The following is a 16003-nucleotide window of genomic DNA, read 5'->3' on the forward strand; positions in this document are numbered from 1 at the left end:
CGTGCAAAGAAAAACGCCTGCAGATCGATGATCTGCAGGCGCTTCTTTGTATCTGGCGGAGTGAGAGGGATTCGAACCCTCGATAGAGCTTTTGACCCTATACTCCCTTAGCAGGGGAGCCCCTTCGGCCACTCGGGCATCACTCCGGGGTTTTCTCCGCGTCTGGTGCGTTGCACCTCAGCGGGGCGTGAATCATAACGTTAATCGAGTGCGAAGGTAAAGCGTTATTCGGCAGAATTTTCGCTACCGGTGCCACCGGCTTCATCACCACGCTGGATGCGCTGATAGATCTCTTCGCGATGCACAGCGACGTCCTTCGGCGCGGTGATGCCGATACGCACCTGGTTACCCTTGACGCCAAGCACGGTGACGCTCACCGAGTCTCCGATCATCAGGGTTTCGCCGACGCGGCGAGTCAGGATCAACATTTTTGTAAGTCTCCATGGAACCGTGTGGAAGGGTATCCCCCACCGGCTTGACGCTCCGTCAAGAAGCGCTACCACGACAAAGGGAAAAGATTCGCAATGGTACCGTCAGCCGTCCCGCTCCTACAAGGAGGGGGACGGCCAGGTTCATCACAGGCGGGGGCTGACCCATTCGACGACTGCAGCCAGCGCAGTGGCAAGGGCGGGCCCGTCCTCGCCACCACCCTGGGCGAGGTCCGGGCGTCCGCCGCCCTTGCCCCCGATCTGACCGGCGATATGGGACAACAGTTCCCCGGCCTTGACCTTGCCCATTGCGCTGCCGTTCACGCCTGCGACCAGGGCGGCCTTGCCGTCCTGGGCGCCGGCCAGCACGATCACCGCGTCGCCCAGCTGCTGCTTGAGGCGGTCCATGGCGTCACGCAAGGCCTTGGCGTCGAAGCCCTCCAGGCGGGCGGCCAGCACCTTCACGCCAGCAACCTCGACGGCCTGGCCGGACAGGTCGGCCGTGGCACCCGCAGCAACCTTGGCCTTCACGCCTTCCAGTTCGCGCTCCAGCTGCTTCTGGCGCTGGCCGAGGGCACGGATCTTCTCGACCACGTCGGCAGCGCTGCCACCGAGCAGTTCAGCGGCCTCGGCCAGGCGGGCCTCTTCGGCGTCCACGTAATCCAGCGCACCCTGGCCGGTGACGGCCTCGATGCGGCGCACGCCTGCGGAGACGCCACCCTCGGAGGTGATCTTGAACAGGCCGATGTCGCCGGTACGGTTGACGTGGGTACCACCGCACAGCTCAGTGGAATAGTCACCCATCTTCAGCACGCGCACGTGCTCGCCGTACTTCTCCCCGAACAAAGCCATCGCGCCGAAGTCCAGCGCTTCCTGCATGCCCATGGTGTGCACTTCGGCGGCGTTGTTGGCGCGCACCTGCTGGTTGACCTTGCGCTCGATCACCGCCAGTTCGTCGGCACTGATCGGCTGGAAGTGCGAGAAGTCGAAGCGCAGGCGGTCCGGCGCGACCAGCGAGCCCTTCTGCTGCACGTGGGTGCCCAGCACTTCGCGCAGCGCGGCGTGCAGCAGGTGGGTGGCCGAGTGGTTGAGGATGGTGGCGCCACGGCGCTCGCCATCGACCTGGCCGGACAGCACGTCGCCGACCTTCAGGCCGCCTTCGGACAGGGTGCCGACATGGCCATGGAACTGGCCGGCGAACTTCTGGGTGTCTTCCACCACCAGGCGCACGCCGTTGCCGGTCAGCACGCCGGTGTCGCCGACCTGGCCGCCGGACTCGGCGTAGAACGGGGTCTGGTTGGTGATGACGATGACTGCGTCACCCGCATCGGCCGACTGCACCGGACGACCGTCCTTGAGCAGGGCCAGCACGCTCAGGCCGTCGGCCTGCAGGCGGTCATAGCCCAGGAACTGGGTCGGGCTGAGGGTCGCCACCAGCTCGGCTGGCAGGGTCACGCCGCCACCGAACTTGCCGGCGGCGCGCGCGGTCTCGCGCTGCTGCTCCATCGCGGCATCGAAGCCGGCGATGTCGACGGTCAGGTCGCGCTCGCGGGCAATGTCCTGGGTCAGGTCGAGCGGGAAGCCATAGGTGTCATACAGGCGGAAGGCGTCAACGCCCGGGATCACGCCATTGCTGGCCTTGCCGGCCACGTCTTCGAAGATCTTCATGCCGGCATCGAGGGTTTCGGCGAAACGCTCTTCCTCGGCCTGCAGCGCACGGGTGACAGTGTCCACCGCAGCCGGCAGTTCCGGATAGGCCTCGCCCATCTGCTCGACCAGCGTCGGCACGAGCTTGCTGAAGAACGGCTGGCGCACGCCCAGCATCCAGCCGTGGCGCAGGGCGCGGCGGATGATACGGCGCAGCACGTAACCCCGGCCTTCGTTGGACGGCAGCACGCCGTCGACGATCAGGAACGAGCAGGCGCGGATGTGGTCGGCAATCACGCGCAGCGACTTGTTCTCCAGGTCGGCGGTGCCGGTCAGCTCGGAGGCCTTGCGGATCAGCGCCTGGAACAGGTCGATCTCATAGTTGGTGTGCACGTGCTGCAGGATCGCCGCCAGGCGCTCCAGGCCCATGCCGGTATCCACGCATGGCGCCGGCAGTGGCACCAGGGTGCCGTCGGGCTGGCGGTCGAACTGCATGAACACCAGGTTCCAGATTTCGATGAAGCGGTCGCCGTCTTCATCCGGGGAACCCGGGGGGCCACCGGCGATATGGTCACCGTGGTCGTAGAAGATCTCGGTGCACGGGCCGCACGGGCCGGTGTCGGCCATCTGCCAGAAGTTGTCCGAGGCAAACGGTGCGCCCTTGTTGTCGCCGATGCGCACGATGCGCTCTTCCGGTACGCCGACCATGTCGCGCCACAGCTCGTAGGCTTCGTCATCGGTCTGGTAGACGGTGACCAACAGGCGTTCAGCCGGCAGCTTCCAGACCTGGGTCAGCAGCTCCCAGGCCCAGGCGATCGCGTCCTTCTTGAAGTAGTCGCCGAACGACCAGTTGCCCAGCATTTCGAAGAAGGTGTGGTGGCGTGCGGTGTAGCCGACCTGGTCGAGATCGTTGTGCTTGCCGCCCGCGCGCAGGCAGCGCTGCACGTCGGCCGCGCGCACGTAGCTACGCTTCTCCGCGCCAAGGAACACGTCCTTGAACTGCACCATGCCGGAGTTGGTGAACAGCAGGGTCGGATCATTGCCCGGCACCAGCGGCGCCGAGGGCACGATGGTGTGGCCTTTGCCCTTGAAGAATTCAAGGAAGTCGCTGCGGATCTGGGATGTCGTGAATTTGGCGGATGCGTTCATTGGGGGCTGGCAGTCTGCGGGCCGGCGGACCCGGACCACCGGCCGTGTTGGCCAGGGTCGCGAGGGAGCGCCGAAAACCTAAAGGGTATCAGGCCCGGCGCCGCCAGTCTCAGTCATCCGGGTCGTAGCGGGTCGCACGGCGGATGCTGTCGCCGTCGAAGCCCCGTCGGGCCAGCAGATCGGCGGCCTTGCGCCGCTGCGTCAGGTCCTGCGGACCGGCCTCGCCAAAGCGCCGGCGGACCAGATCACGGGCATTTTCCTGCCAGTCGCCATCGTAACTGTCCATCGCCGCGGCAATCGCGGCACTGTCCAGGCCATGGGTGCCCAGCTCGGCGCGGACATGGATCGGGCCATAACCCGTATTGGCGCGCATCCGCACCAGGTTCTCAGCAAAACGGGTGTCGTCCTGCCAGCCCGCTTCGGTCAGCTTGGCGACAGCGGCCTGCGCGGCTTCGTCTTCGATGCCACGGGCGGTCAGCTTGCGGGTGAGTTCCTTGCGCGAGTGCTCGCGGCGGACCAGCAGGCCCAGCGCCCGTTGTACGGGAGTCTGCTCACGCTGCCGGCGCTTGCGGCCGGTAGGAATGTCTTCGGCGTCGGACATCGATGCTCCAAGGGTGGCGCCGTCCTTGGCGCCCTGCCCATCCCTGGGCGATTCGAACCTGCGGGACAGGGCGACGTCACTGACGGCGCCGCCCTGCCCCACAGCAAGCCTTACTCGTCGTCGCCTTCGTCGTCGCCTTCCTCGCGGGCCGCTTCGGCCGGCTGGAATTTCTCACGCAGCTCGGCCTCGAGCTTGGCGGCGACGGTCGGGTTGTCGCGCAGGTAGCCGCGGGCATTGTCCTTGCCCTGGCCAATGCGCTCTTCACCGTAGCTGTACCAGGCGCCGGCCTTCTCGACCAGCTTGGCATCCACGCCCATGTCGATCAGTTCGCCCTCGCGGCTGATGCCTTCGCCGTACAGGATCTCGGTGATGACCTGCTTGAACGGAGGCGCCAGCTTGTTCTTGACGACCTTGATCTTGGTCTGGTTGCCGATGATCTCATCGCCCTTCTTGATCGCACCGATACGGCGGATGTCCAGGCGGACCGAGGCGTAGAACTTCAGCGCGTTGCCGCCGGTGGTGGTTTCCGGGCTCTGGCCCGGCATCATCACGCCGATCTTCATGCGCAGCTGGTTGATGAAGATCACCAGGGTGTTCGAACGCTTGATGTTGCCGGTCAGCTTGCGCAGCGCCTGGCTCATCAGGCGGGCCTGCAGACCCGGCAGCTGGTCACCCATTTCGCCTTCGATTTCGGCCTTCGGGGTCAGCGCGGCGACCGAGTCGACCACCAGGATGTCAACCGAGCCCGAACGGACCAGCATGTCGGCGATTTCCAGCGCCTGCTCACCGGTGTCCGGCTGCGACAACAGCAGGTCGTCCACGTTCACGCCCAGCTTCGCGGCGTAGATCGGGTCAAGCGCGTGCTCGGCATCGATGAAGGCCGCGGTACCGCCCATCTTCTGGCATTCGGCGATGGCCTGCAGAGTCAGGGTGGTCTTGCCCGAGGATTCCGGCCCGTAGATCTCAACGACACGGCCCTTCGGCAGACCGCCAATGCCCAGTGCGATGTCGAGCATCAGCGAACCGGTCGGGATGGCTTCGACGGGCTCGACCACGCGGTCGCCCATGCGCATCACCGAGCCCTTGCCGAACTGCTTCTCGATCTGGCCCAGAGCAGCAGCCAAGGCGCGCTTCTTGTTCTCGTCCATCGTATTGGTCCTTGCAGAGGTCATGTCGTTGGGGGTGCTGTCTTTGGGGGTCTTCTTTGCCATGGGTTCACTTTAAGTCGGACGTATCGCACAGGCTGAGATTCTGCCCGGCGCTCTGAGAAGAATTATCGGACATCCGTACCAACCTCAGTGGAACCAGAGAATCGCCACAAAAGACCGCGGGGTAATGCACCATGGAGCGGGTCAACGATTGGGCCGAAGCAGGCCGCAATAGAGGCCTTCGATCGCAAAATCCTGGTCCGGCAGCACCTCGATCGGCTTGTAATCGGGATTGCGCGGCAGCAGGCGGATGCGGTCCTTGGCGATCTTCAGCAGCTTGACGGTGATCTCGTCATCGATGCGGGCCACCACGATCTGCCCGGAACGGGCGTCGCGGGTGCGGTGCACGCCGATCAGGTCACCGTCGAAGATGCCCTCATCGATCATCGAGTCGCCCTGCACTTTCAGCAGGTAGTCCGGCGCCGGCGAGAAGAACACCCGGTCCAGCACCACGAAATCGTCGGAGCCGATGTCGGCACCGATCGGCAGGCCGGCAGCGACCCGGCCCAGCACCGGCAAGCGCAGCACGCTGTCCGGAAGGCCCGGCTCGGCCAGCTTTTCGACCGGCGGTGCCTGCACCAGGCGGATGCCGCGAGCCTGGCCCGGGATGCGACGGATCGCACCGGCCTGCTCCAGGGCTTCCAGGTGGTACTGGGCCGCACGCACGCCCTTGAAGCCGAACGCGCGTGCGATTTCAGTCTGCGACGGCGGTGCGCCTTCGCTCTCGATACGCTCGGCGATCAACTGCAGGATCGCCTGCTGGGTGTCGGTCAGGTCCATGGTTAGTAGTATTACTACTAACGCACGCAACTGCAAGTGCCGGGTACGACAAACAGGTGATGGGGATCTGTAGTGCCGAGCCATACTCGGCAGTTGGGCCAATGGCCGGGCGGCAAAGGCAAAAGCGAGAGCAGCCGACCAGCGGTCGGCCCTACAGGAATCGCGCAGCGATTCCACGGTTCCGATGGGGAACCGCTGCGGGCACCACACTATGTGTGCTTGCCGCTCCTCCATATGGAGAACAGGATCCACACGCCGCAGAAGCCGGCGCCGATGAAACCGCACACGCCCAGTGCCAGCAGCCAGCGACTGGAGACCCCGCCAACGCTGTGCATCACGATCGAGGACCCGATGATCAGCGCGGCGGTGACGATACCCATCACCAGCCGGTTCGCTGCCCGATTCACCTGTTCGCCAAAGCCCTGCAGCGCAGTGGTTTCCACCTTCAGCTGGAGGCGGCCGCGGCGTGCGGCCTGGACCAGCTTGCGCAGGTCGCGCGGCAGTTCCCCGGCGAAGTCGACCAGGCCCAGCAGGCTGCGTCGGCCACGCTTGAGCAGCGCCTTGGGCGCATAGCGCTGCAGCACCACCCGTTCCAGGAACGGGCGCGCGGCACTGGCCATGTCGAAATCCGGGTCCAGCTGGCGACCCATGCCTTCCAGGGTCAGGAAGGCCTTGATCATCAGCGCCAGATCGGCCGGCAGGGTCAGGCTGTAGCTGCGCAGCAGCTGGGTGATATCGCCCAGCATCAGGCCGATGCGCAGGTCCTTCAGCGGCACGCCGCGATACTGGTCGACGAACTGGCTGATGTCGTGCTGCAGGCGGTTCTCGTCCACTTCCACGCCGCCGGCCCAGTCCAGCAGCACATCGGCCACGCTCTGCGGGTCCTGCTCGACCAGCCCGTGCAGCAGCTGCGCGACCTGGAAGCGGCGCACTTCGGACAACGCGCCGACCATGCCGAAGTCAATCACGCCGATGCGGCCGTCACGCAGGTAGAAGATGTTGCCGGGGTGCGGGTCGGCGTGGAAGCAGCCGTCCTCCAGCACCATCTTGAGCACGATGCCGGCACCGCGCCGAGCCAGTTCGCGCCGGTCCAGGCCCGCCGCATCGACGCCGGCCAGGTCACGCCCGGGAATGCCGTCGACGAAGTCCTGCACATTCAGGCTTTCACAGGTCCACTGCCAGTGCACGCTGGGGATCAGGATGTCGTCACGGCCGTTGAAGTTGCGTGCGATGCGTTCGGCGTTGCGGCATTCGGCGGCGAAATCCAGCTCGCGTCGCAGCGACACGGTGAACTGCTGCACGACCTCGGCCGGACGATAGCGGCGCAGGTCCGGCAGCCGCGCCTCGACGATTTCGGCCAGGCGCGCCAGCAACCGCAGGTCGGCCTCGACCACGTCGCGGATACCCGGGCGCCGTACCTTCAGCACCACCTCGCGGCCGTCATGCAGGCGCGCGCGATGGGCCTGCGCCAGCGAGGCGGCGGCCATCGGGATTTCATCGAGGAAGGCGAACACGTCTGCAGGCGAGGCGCCCAGGTCGGCCTCCAGCTGCTCGCGGATATCGGCGTACGGCAGCGCGGGCACCGCGTTCTGCAGCTCGGACAGTTCAGCGATCCATTCCGGCGGCAGCAGGTCGACGCGCGTCGCCAGCACCTGACCGAGCTTGACGAAGGTCGGGCCGAGATCCTGCATCGCGCTGCGTACGCGCACCGGCGCGGTCATCCGCAGCAGTTCCTGGCGATCCTCGTTCCAGTGCAGCAGGCGCCCAGCGCGCTCCAGCGTGGTGGCCAGGCCGATGCGCCGCACCACGTCACCGAAACCATAACGGATCAGGACAACCGCAATTTCCTGCAGTCGGCCCAGGTCACGGACCGTGCCCAGCGTTTCCCACATCATGCGTGCTCCGGACGATTACCGGAGCAGCATGTCACAGCTGGGCGTCGATGCCGCGCAATGCCGCCGCCACGGTTTGCCGGCGGATGGCTTCGCGGTCGCCCTCGAACTGGAACAGCTCGGCGCGGGCGTAGCCGCCGCGCCGCTTCCAGCCGATCCAGACGCTGCCGACCGGCTTGCCAGGGCTGCCACCGCCGGGACCGGCGATGCCGGTCACTGCCACCGCGATGCCGGCCCCCGAGTTGACCAGCGCACCGGAAACCATTTCCAGCACGGTTTCGCGGCTGACTGCGCCAAACTGCTCCAGCGTCTGTGCGCGCACGCCGAGCAGGCGCTGCTTGGCTTCGTAGCTGTAGACCACCATGCCGCAGTCGAAGAATGCCGACGAACCTGCGATGTCGGTCATGCACTTTGCAATCCAGCCACCACTGCAGCTTTCAGCGGTCACCAGCTGCAGCGAGGCCTGCTCGAGGCGCTGCCCAAGCGCGGCGGACTGGATATTGAGTTCAGCGTCGGTGGGGATGGACATCGGCATGACGGTGGGGTGAAGAACCTGCACGTTGTACCGCAGATGACAGGCAGATGTCGCGCCCATCCGGGACGGTTGCGCTGCCGGCCGGCGGCCGGCACTCGCCGGCCCTGCCAGGTGCTACCTCACCACTCCGGCAGTTTCTCCGGCAGCAGCGCCCGGATCGGTGCGCCGTCGGCACTGGCGGCCAGCTTCTCGGCTTCGGCAATCGGCAAGTCGACATGCAGCAGCCAGCCTTCCTCATCAGCCTGCTCGCTGCGGATCACTTCCAGCTGGTGCAGGCGCGCGCGCAGGCGGCCGGCATCCGGCGGCAGGCGCAGTTCGCCGGTGACATGCTGCAGGCCCAGGCGCTTGCCCAGCACCGCCTGCAGCAGCTCCAGCCCCCGCCCGTCACGCGCGGAAATCCACACCCGCTCACGACGCGACTCATCCGGGATACCGTCCTGGCCATCGTGGCGCACGTCGGCACCGTCGATGCGGTCGATCTTGTTGAACACCAGCAATTGCGGCAGGTCGCCGGCACCGACTGCGGTCAGCACCTCGTCGACCTGGGCGATGCGCTCCTCGCGGTGCGGATCGGCAGCGTCGACCACATGCAGCAGGAAGTCGGCCTCGCGCGCCTCGGACAGGGTCGAGCGGAACGCCGCGACCAGATCATGCGGCAGATCGCGGACGAAACCGACGGTATCGGCCAGCACCACGTTGCCCCCCGGCACCGCGATGCGGCGCACGGTCGGATCCAGCGTTGCGAACAGTTGGTCGGCGGCATAGGCCTCAGCGCCGGTCATGGCGTTGAACAGGGTCGACTTGCCGGCGTTGGTGTAGCCCACCAGGGCCACGCGCGGCAGCTCGCTGCGCACACGCGCACGGCGCATCTGGGTGCGCTGCACTTCGACCTTTTCCAGGCGCTTCTGCAGCTGCTCCACCCGCTTCTGCAGCAGACGGCGGTCAGTTTCCAGCTGGGTTTCACCCGGTCCGCGCAGGCCGATCGAACCGCCGCGCTGGCGCTCCAGATGGGTCCAGCCGCGCACCAGCCGCGTAGCCAGGTGGCGCAGCTGTGCCAGTTCGACCTGCAGCTTGCCTTCGTGGCTGTGCGCACGCTGGGCGAAGATGTCCAGGATCAGGCCGGTGCGGTCGATCACCCGGCGCTCGAGGAAACGTTCCAGGTTGCGTTCCTGGCCCGGGCTCAATGCATGATTGACCAGGATCAGGTCGGCCCCGCTGGCGTCGGCGGCAGCCTTGATCTCGTCCAGCTTGCCGCTGCCGATCAGGGTCGACGGATTCGGACGGTCCAGGCGCGCAGTGATCGTCGCGGCGATGCTGGCCCCGGCCGAGCGGGCCAGATCACCGAATTCTTCGAGCACATCGTCTTCCAGCTTGCCGAAATGGGGCTGGATCAACAGGGCGTGTTCACCCTTTTTCGAGCGGTCAAACATTCACCGCTCCGGTGTTACTCGTCTGCTTCATCACCTGCCTGACCGCCTTCACCCGACTGCACGTAACCACCGCCCGGACCGACCTTCACGTTGCGTGCCGGAACGACGGTGGAAATGGCGTGCTTGTAGACCATCTGACTGACCGTGTTGCGCAGCAGGACCACGAACTGGTCGAACGACTCGATCGTGCCCTGCAGCTTGATGCCGTTCACCAGGTACACCGAAACCGGCACGCGTTCGCGCCGCAGTGCGTTCAAGAAAGGATCCTGCAGCGATTGCCCCTTGGACATTGCACACTCCTGATTATTGTTCTTATTGGGTTGCCGACGGTTGCCGCGGCCCCCCGAGCCGCCCGCCGACCGATGATGTTACACGGCTGGCGGGGATTCAGCGTGCGACGAAGGTCGACACCGCGCTGGCCAGGCGCTCCCCATCAACATGGGGGTCGAACCAGCGCGCATCAAGCTCGCCGCGCAGCCAGGTCAGCTGGCGCTTGGCCAGTTGCCGGGTGGCGAAGATCGCCTTGTCACGGAAACGGGCGGCATCACCCTCCCCGTCCAGGTACTCCCAGGCCTGCCGATAGCCGACCGCGCGCACTGCCGGCAGGTCCAACGGCGCCTCCACGGCTGCCATTTCCGGCATCGCGCGCAATGCCCGCACCTCGTCGAGGAACCCCTGCCCCAGCATGGCGTCGAAGCGCGCCTCGATGCGCTGGTGCAGAACCGCACGGTCGCGTGGAGCGAGGATCAGCTTGAGGGTGCGCACCGGCAATGGCGCTACGCCCGGCCGGCGCTGCCATTCAGTAATGGGGATACCGGTCAGGCGATAGACCTCCAGCGCCCGCTGGATGCGTTGCGGATCGGTCGCATGGATGCGTGCGGCGGCGGCCGGGTCGACCTTGGCCAGCTCGGCGTGCAGTGCCGCCCAGCCACGCTCGGCCGCCTCGGCGCTGAGCGCTTCGCGCATTGCCGGGTCGGCCTCCGGCATCGGCGACAGGCCCTGCAGCAGCGCCCGGAAGTACAGGCCAGTGCCACCGGCCAGGATCGGCGTCCTGCCACGCGCCACGATGTCGGCCACGACCCGTCCGGCATCGGCGGCGAACTCGGCCGCCGAGTAGGTCTGCCAGGGGTCACGCAGGTCCAGCAGATGGTGCGGCGCCTGCGCGCGCTCCGTCGCATCGGGCTTGGCCGAACCGATGTCCAGGTGGCGGTACACCAGTGCCGAGTCGACGCTGACGATTTCACCATCCAGCTGCCGTGCCAGGGCGATCGCAGTGGCGGTCTTGCCACTGGCGGTCGGCCCCATCACGGCGATCGCCAGTGGCCGCCGATCGATACCCATCAGTCTTCGTCCGGCCAGCGGATCGTCGGCGCAGCGTCGGCGCGCGGCGTCGGTACGGCTTGCACCGCCTGCCAGATCTTCAGCGCATCAACTGTGGCCGCCACGTCATGCACGCGTACGATGCGCGCGCCACGCTGGACCGCGATCAGGTGCGCGGCCACCGAGGCCGCTACCCGCTCGGACGGCGTATCGCGACCTGTCAGTTCACCGAGACTGCGCTTGCGCGACAGGCCGGCCAGCATCGGCACGCCCAGTTCCAGAAAGCGCTCCGAACGCGCCAGCAGGGTCATGTTGTGGCCGGTGGTCTTGCCGAAGCCGAAACCGAGGTCGATCAGCAGGTTCTTCCTCGCGATGCCTGCCATCTCGGCAGCGAACAGGCGCTGCACCAGGAAGCCGTGCACCTCGCCGACCACATCGTCGTAGTGCGGATCGGCCTGCATGTGGCCCGGTTCGCCCTGCATGTGCATCAGCACCACCGGCACGCCGGTTTCCGCAGCGGCCTCGAGCGCACCCTCCTGGCGCAGGCCGAAGATGTCGTTGATCATGCCGGCGCCAGCGGCCACGGCCGCGCGCATCACTTCCGGCTTGAAGGTGTCGATGCTGATCGGCACGTGGGTCCGGGCCGCCAGCTGCTCGATCACCGGAATCACCCGGCCCAGCTCCTCCTCGACCGATACCGGCGTAGCGCCCGGGCGGGTCGATTCGCCGCCGATATCGAGAAGGTCCGCGCCCTCCTCGACCAGCTTCAGGCCATGAGCGACTGCGGCCTCGGTGGTGTCGTGCGCGCCGCCATCGGAAAACGAGTCCGGGGTGACGTTGACGATGCCCATGACCTGGGCACGGTCGAGGCGCAGGATGCGGCCGGCGCAATCGAGCTGGGGCGAAGTATCGAACATCGGTAATCCTGCTGGAACAACGGCGGGTAGTTTAGTTCGGCAGGGCGGCGCCCTGCACCCGCAGAGGCAACGGCCAAAGCCAATGCGGCTCTGGATTGCTGATGGTCTGGCGGGACGGTGTGGGGCTGCAGGACCGTTGGCGCCATGGATGGCGCCATCGAGCCCCCATGGGTGAGGGCGCTTTGCCTGCGAAGCACTGCTTCGCAAGCGCCCGAACGCACAGCCGCCGGCGGCTGGGCCGGACCGCGGAGCGGGGTTTACGGCGTGTCCTGCCAACCCACACCGCCCCGCCACCCCAAGGAATGCCCGCTTCTGCTGTTGCTGTTGCTGTTGCTGTTGCTGCTGAGGTTGCCGGCCAGCGGCCGGCACTACCACGGGTGCAGGGCGCAGCCCTGCCGACACCCTCAACGGCGGCGACGCTTGCGGTCCACGTACAGGGTCCTGGCGATGCTCAGCACGATGCCGACCGCGATACCCACCACGCAGCCCAACAGCAGATTGTCGGCTCCGAGGCCCACACCCACGCCGACCACGGTGGCGATGACCATTTCGACGGTGTGGGAAATCGGTTCGGGCTTCGGGGCAGACATGCGGGCTCCAGCGTCAGTTCGGTTCTTCGGAATGGGCCGGTAGCCCGGAAACGACGAAGCCGGGTTGCCCCGGCCTCGTCTGGTGTCACGCGCAGCGGGCCGTCAGTGCGATTCGGCCGGGCCCGCGATCGGCGGCAGCGGGCGGGCGTCGCCGCCCTTGTCGTTGCCACCATCCTTGTTCGACTTGCTCCAGCCAGCCGGCGGCGGCGGATCGCGGCCTTCCATGATGGCGTCGATCTGCGGCGCGTCGATCGTCTCGTACTGCAGCAGCAGCTGGGACATCGCGTGCAACTTGTCCAGGTTGGCCGTCATCAGCTCGGTAGTGCGCGCGTAGGCTTCGTCGAGGATCTTGCGCACCTCCTCATCGATGCGACGCGCGGTGTCGTTGGACACGCTCTTGTGCTGGGTGACCGAACGGCCCAGGAACACCTCGTCATCCTCTTCGCCATAGGCGATCGGGCCGAGCTGGTCGGACAGGCCCCACTTGGTGACCATGTTGCGGGCCATCTTGGTGGCGCGTTCGATGTCGTTGGAAGCGCCCGTGGTGACCTTGTCGGCACCGAAGATCAGCTCCTCGGCCACACGACCACCGTACAGCGAGCACAGCTGCGACTTGATCGCCACGCGGTTCATCGAATACTTGTCGCCCTCCGGCAGGTACATGGTCACGCCCAGCGCACGGCCGCGCGGGATGATCGTGACCTTGTAGACCGGGTCGTGCTCGGGCACCAGGCGGCCGACAATGGCGTGGCCGGCTTCGTGGTAGGCGGTCAGGGTCTTCTCTTCTTCGCTCATGGCCATCGAGCGGCGCTCGGCACCCATCAGGATCTTGTCGCGGGCACGGTCGAAGTGGTCCATGCGGACTTCCTTCTCGTTGCCACGCGCGGCGAACAGGGCCGCCTCGTTGCACAGATTGGCCAGATCAGCACCGGAGAAGCCCGGGGTACCCCGCGCGATCACCATCGGCTCGACATCGTCGGCGAGCGGCAGCTTGCGCATGTGGACCTTCAGGATGTGCTCGCGACCCTTCACGTCCGGCAGGCCAACCACGACCTGGCGGTCGAAGCGACCCGGGCGCAGCAGCGCCGGGTCCAGCACGTCCGGACGGTTGGTGGCGGCGATCACGATCACGCCTTCACCGCCCTCGAAACCGTCCATTTCGACCAGCAGCTGGTTCAGGGTCTGCTCGCGCTCGTCATGGCCACCGCCCAGGCCGGCGCCACGGTGGCGACCGACGGCGTCGATTTCGTCGATGAAGATGATGCACGGGGCATGCTTCTTGGCCTGCTCGAACATGTCGCGCACGCGGCTGGCGCCGACGCCGACGAACATTTCCACGAAGTCCGAACCGGAGATCGAGAAGAACGGCACCTTGGCTTCGCCGGCGATGGCCTTGGCCAGCAGCGTCTTGCCGGTACCCGGCGGGCCCACCATCAGCACGCCGCGCGGAATCTTGCCACCCAGCTTGGTGAACTTGGACGGGTCGCGCAGGAAGTCGACCAGCTCGCCCACTTCTTCCTTGGCCTCGTCGCAGCCGGCGACGTCGGCGAAGGTGACCTTGATCTGGTCCTCGCCCTGCAGCTTGGCGCGCGACTTGCCGAAGGACATCGCGCCCTTGGCACCGCCGCCACCGCCCTGCATCTGGCGCATGATGAACAACCAGAAGCCGATGATCAGGATGACCGGCAGGAAATTCATCAGGATCGCGCCGAGGGAGATGCCGCTGGACGGCTCCTCCTGCACGATCTCCACGTTCTTGGTGCGCAGCACGTTGATCAGGTCGCGATCGAACGGTGCGGTGATGGTGGATGTCTGCCCGCCGCGGGTGGTGTAGGTCAGCTGGCTGGTGCCGCCGCGCATGTCGCCGCCAAAGGCGACCTTCTGCACGTTGCCGCTGTCCACCTGGTCCAGGAACTGCGAGTACGACGCACCCTGCGCGCCGGCTCCGGAGGACTTCGGCGAGAAGCTCTGGAAGACCACCATCAGCACGACGGCGACGACCACCCATAGCAGGAGGTTCTTGGTCAAGTCGTTCATCCTCATTGGCTCCGGTGTTCCTCTCAGTGCTGGCGTTGCGTGGGGGTCGAACTTGCGTACATTGCGAGCTTACTTCATGTGGGCGCGTTTTCCCTGACCCAAGGCGTACACCTCGGGAGAGCGCTTGCGCGAGGCTTCCGGCTTGCGGATGGAGACCTTGTCGTACCGGCGGCGCATGTCGCGCACGTAGTCGTCAAAGCCCTCGCCCTGGAACAGCTTGATCAGGAATGCCCCACCGGTCTTCAGGTGGTTGTCGGCAAAATCCAGGGCCAGCTCCGCCAGGTGCATCATCCGCGGCTGGTCGACCGCGCCCACACCACTCTTATTGGGGGCCATGTCCGACAGCACAAGGTCTACCGGCTGATCCCCGAGCATGGCTTCAAACTGCGATAGGACGGCTTCTTCCCTGAAGTCACCATGAAGGAACTCCACGCCGGCCAGCGGCGGCATGTCCAGGATGTCCAGGGCCAGCACGCGGCCGGTGTCGCCGATCTGTCTCCTAACCTGCTGAGACCAGCCACCCGGCGCCGCGCCGAGGTCGACCACCACCATGTGCGGCTTCAGCAGCCGGTCACGTTCAAGCAGCTCTTCGAGCTTGTAGGCGGCGCGCGAGCGCATGCCTTCGGCCTGCGCCTTCTTCACGAAGGGGTCGGAGAAGTGTTCCTTGAGCCAGCGCTGGCTGCTTTTGCTGCGGGTAGCCATTGAAAATAGGGGCTGATGGGGTCCTCATGATACCCTGATCGCCCCATTCAACCGTGTTTTCCTGCATGTCCATCGCCCTGACCGCTTCCCAGACCCGTTTCCTGCGCGGCCAAGCCCACGACCTGAAGGCCCTCCTGCAGACCGGCGGCAAGGGTGTGACCCCGGCCTTCATCGCTGAGCTGAACGAAGTGCTGGAGCGCCACGAGCTGGTCAAGGTGAAGGTCGCTGCCGAGGATCGCGACGCCCGTGACGTGATGATCGGCGAGATCGTCGAAGCCACCGAGAGCGCTCTGGTGCAGCGCATCGGCCACGTCGCCGTGCTGTACCGCCCGAGCAGGGAACAGCGCCAGATCGTGCTGCCGCGCGGCTGATCGCCCTACCGTCATGCAGCTGAACCACGAACCGCCCGACTACGCCTACAGCCTGCGCGCCGCCGATGGCCGCTCGGCCAAGGTCAATGACCAGGTGCTGGACGGGAGCTTCTTCCTGACCCCGGACCAGCTGGTCGCGCATTGGCCGGTGGCGAGCGCCGCTGCGTTGCAGCTGGCGGACCTGGAGCCGATCCTGGCGCTGAACCCGGCGCTGATCGTGCTGGGTACCGGTGACCGCCAGGTGTTCCCATCGGCGGTGGTGATGGCCGCCTGCCTGTCACGCGGCATCGGCCTGGAAGTGATGAACAATCCAGCCGCCGCACGCACCTTCAACATCCTGGCAGGCGAAGGCCGCAAGGTCGCGGCTGCTTTCATTCTGGAAGGCTGAGTTCTCGA

General features: G+C 66.3%; 16 protein-coding genes and 1 tRNA gene. 2 read left to right on the forward strand and 15 right to left on the reverse strand.

Translation table 11 applies throughout. The features are described from left to right. Positions 1-53 precede the first annotated feature (53 nt). The 15 genes from ACM0PB_RS07760 to rlmE form a co-directional block, all read right to left on the reverse strand. A tRNA-Ser gene (locus tag ACM0PB_RS07760) sits at positions 54-146 on the reverse strand. A 78-nt stretch (positions 147-224) separates the two neighbouring features. Next, on the reverse strand, positions 225-428 hold the full coding sequence (gene csrA / locus ACM0PB_RS07765; protein ID WP_004152909.1) for a carbon storage regulator CsrA: 204 nt from the start codon (positions 426-428) through the stop codon (positions 225-227). Between the two features lie 147 nt (positions 429-575). Then, positions 576-3224: an alanine--tRNA ligase gene (gene alaS / locus ACM0PB_RS07770; protein WP_053499106.1), complete on the reverse strand. Its 2649-nt coding sequence runs from the start codon at positions 3222-3224 to the stop codon at positions 576-578. 109 nt (positions 3225-3333) lie between these two features. Next, positions 3334-3825: a recombination regulator RecX gene (gene recX / locus ACM0PB_RS07775; RefSeq protein WP_005416047.1), complete on the reverse strand. Its 492-nt coding sequence runs from the start codon at positions 3823-3825 to the stop codon at positions 3334-3336. Between the two features lie 110 nt (positions 3826-3935). Next, on the reverse strand, positions 3936-4973 hold the full coding sequence (gene recA / locus ACM0PB_RS07780) for a recombinase RecA (RefSeq protein WP_005416046.1): 1038 nt from the start codon (positions 4971-4973) through the stop codon (positions 3936-3938). Between the two features lie 204 nt (positions 4974-5177). Then, a complete protein-coding gene (lexA, locus tag ACM0PB_RS07785) occupies positions 5178-5813 on the reverse strand; it encodes a transcriptional repressor LexA (protein WP_005416045.1) in 636 nt (211 codons plus the stop codon). Between the two features lie 209 nt (positions 5814-6022). Next, positions 6023-7705: a 2-polyprenylphenol 6-hydroxylase gene (gene ubiB, locus ACM0PB_RS07790; protein WP_053499129.1), complete on the reverse strand. Its 1683-nt coding sequence runs from the start codon at positions 7703-7705 to the stop codon at positions 6023-6025. Between the two features lie 34 nt (positions 7706-7739). Further along, positions 7740-8234 carry a CinA family protein gene (locus ACM0PB_RS07795; RefSeq protein ID WP_005416043.1) on the reverse strand — a complete coding sequence of 165 codons (495 nt, stop codon included), beginning with the start codon at positions 8232-8234 and terminating at the stop codon, positions 7740-7742. A 125-nt stretch (positions 8235-8359) separates the two neighbouring features. Next, on the reverse strand, positions 8360-9670 hold the full coding sequence (gene hflX / locus ACM0PB_RS07800; protein WP_005416042.1) for a ribosome rescue GTPase HflX: 1311 nt from the start codon (positions 9668-9670) through the stop codon (positions 8360-8362). A 14-nt stretch (positions 9671-9684) separates the two neighbouring features. After that, entirely contained in the window at positions 9685-9960 is a 276-nt protein-coding gene (hfq, locus tag ACM0PB_RS07805; protein ID WP_004152891.1) for an RNA chaperone Hfq, read from the reverse strand. 97 nt (positions 9961-10057) lie between these two features. Further along, positions 10058-11011, reverse strand: coding sequence for a tRNA (adenosine(37)-N6)-dimethylallyltransferase MiaA (gene miaA, locus ACM0PB_RS07810; RefSeq protein WP_053499102.1), 954 nt, complete (start codon positions 11009-11011; stop codon positions 10058-10060). Continuing rightward, the gene (folP, locus tag ACM0PB_RS07815) at positions 11011-11907 is read right to left on the reverse strand and encodes a dihydropteroate synthase (RefSeq protein WP_065195806.1); all 897 of its coding nucleotides are present in this window, start codon (positions 11905-11907) and stop codon (positions 11011-11013) included. The genes miaA and folP overlap by 1 nt, the downstream gene beginning before the upstream one ends. A gap of 404 nt (positions 11908-12311) precedes the next feature. Then, entirely contained in the window at positions 12312-12497 is a 186-nt protein-coding gene (locus ACM0PB_RS07820; protein ID WP_065179301.1) for a hypothetical protein, read from the reverse strand. A 102-nt stretch (positions 12498-12599) separates the two neighbouring features. Continuing rightward, positions 12600-14534, reverse strand: a complete 1935-nt coding sequence (gene ftsH, locus ACM0PB_RS07825) for an ATP-dependent zinc metalloprotease FtsH (RefSeq protein ID WP_005416038.1) — start codon at positions 14532-14534, stop codon at positions 12600-12602. Positions 14535-14603: 69 nt separating this feature from the next. Further along, a complete protein-coding gene (gene rlmE / locus ACM0PB_RS07830; protein WP_005409014.1) occupies positions 14604-15236 on the reverse strand; it encodes a 23S rRNA (uridine(2552)-2'-O)-methyltransferase RlmE in 633 nt (210 codons plus the stop codon). Positions 15237-15301: 65 nt separating this feature from the next. Here rlmE and yhbY point away from each other — a divergent pair, with 65 nt between their 5' ends. Next, positions 15302-15607 carry a ribosome assembly RNA-binding protein YhbY gene (yhbY, locus tag ACM0PB_RS07835; RefSeq protein WP_005416037.1) on the forward strand — a complete coding sequence of 102 codons (306 nt, stop codon included), beginning with the start codon at positions 15302-15304 and terminating at the stop codon, positions 15605-15607. Positions 15608-15620: 13 nt separating this feature from the next. Beyond that, complete coding sequence (locus ACM0PB_RS07840) at positions 15621-15995, forward strand: Mth938-like domain-containing protein (protein ID WP_005416036.1); 375 nt, start codon at positions 15621-15623, stop codon at positions 15993-15995. Positions 15996-16003 lie beyond the last annotated feature (8 nt).

It is taken from the genome of Stenotrophomonas sp. AR029, assembly GCF_047520695.2.
Taxonomy (GTDB): Bacteria; Pseudomonadota; Gammaproteobacteria; order Xanthomonadales; family Xanthomonadaceae; genus Stenotrophomonas; species Stenotrophomonas sepilia.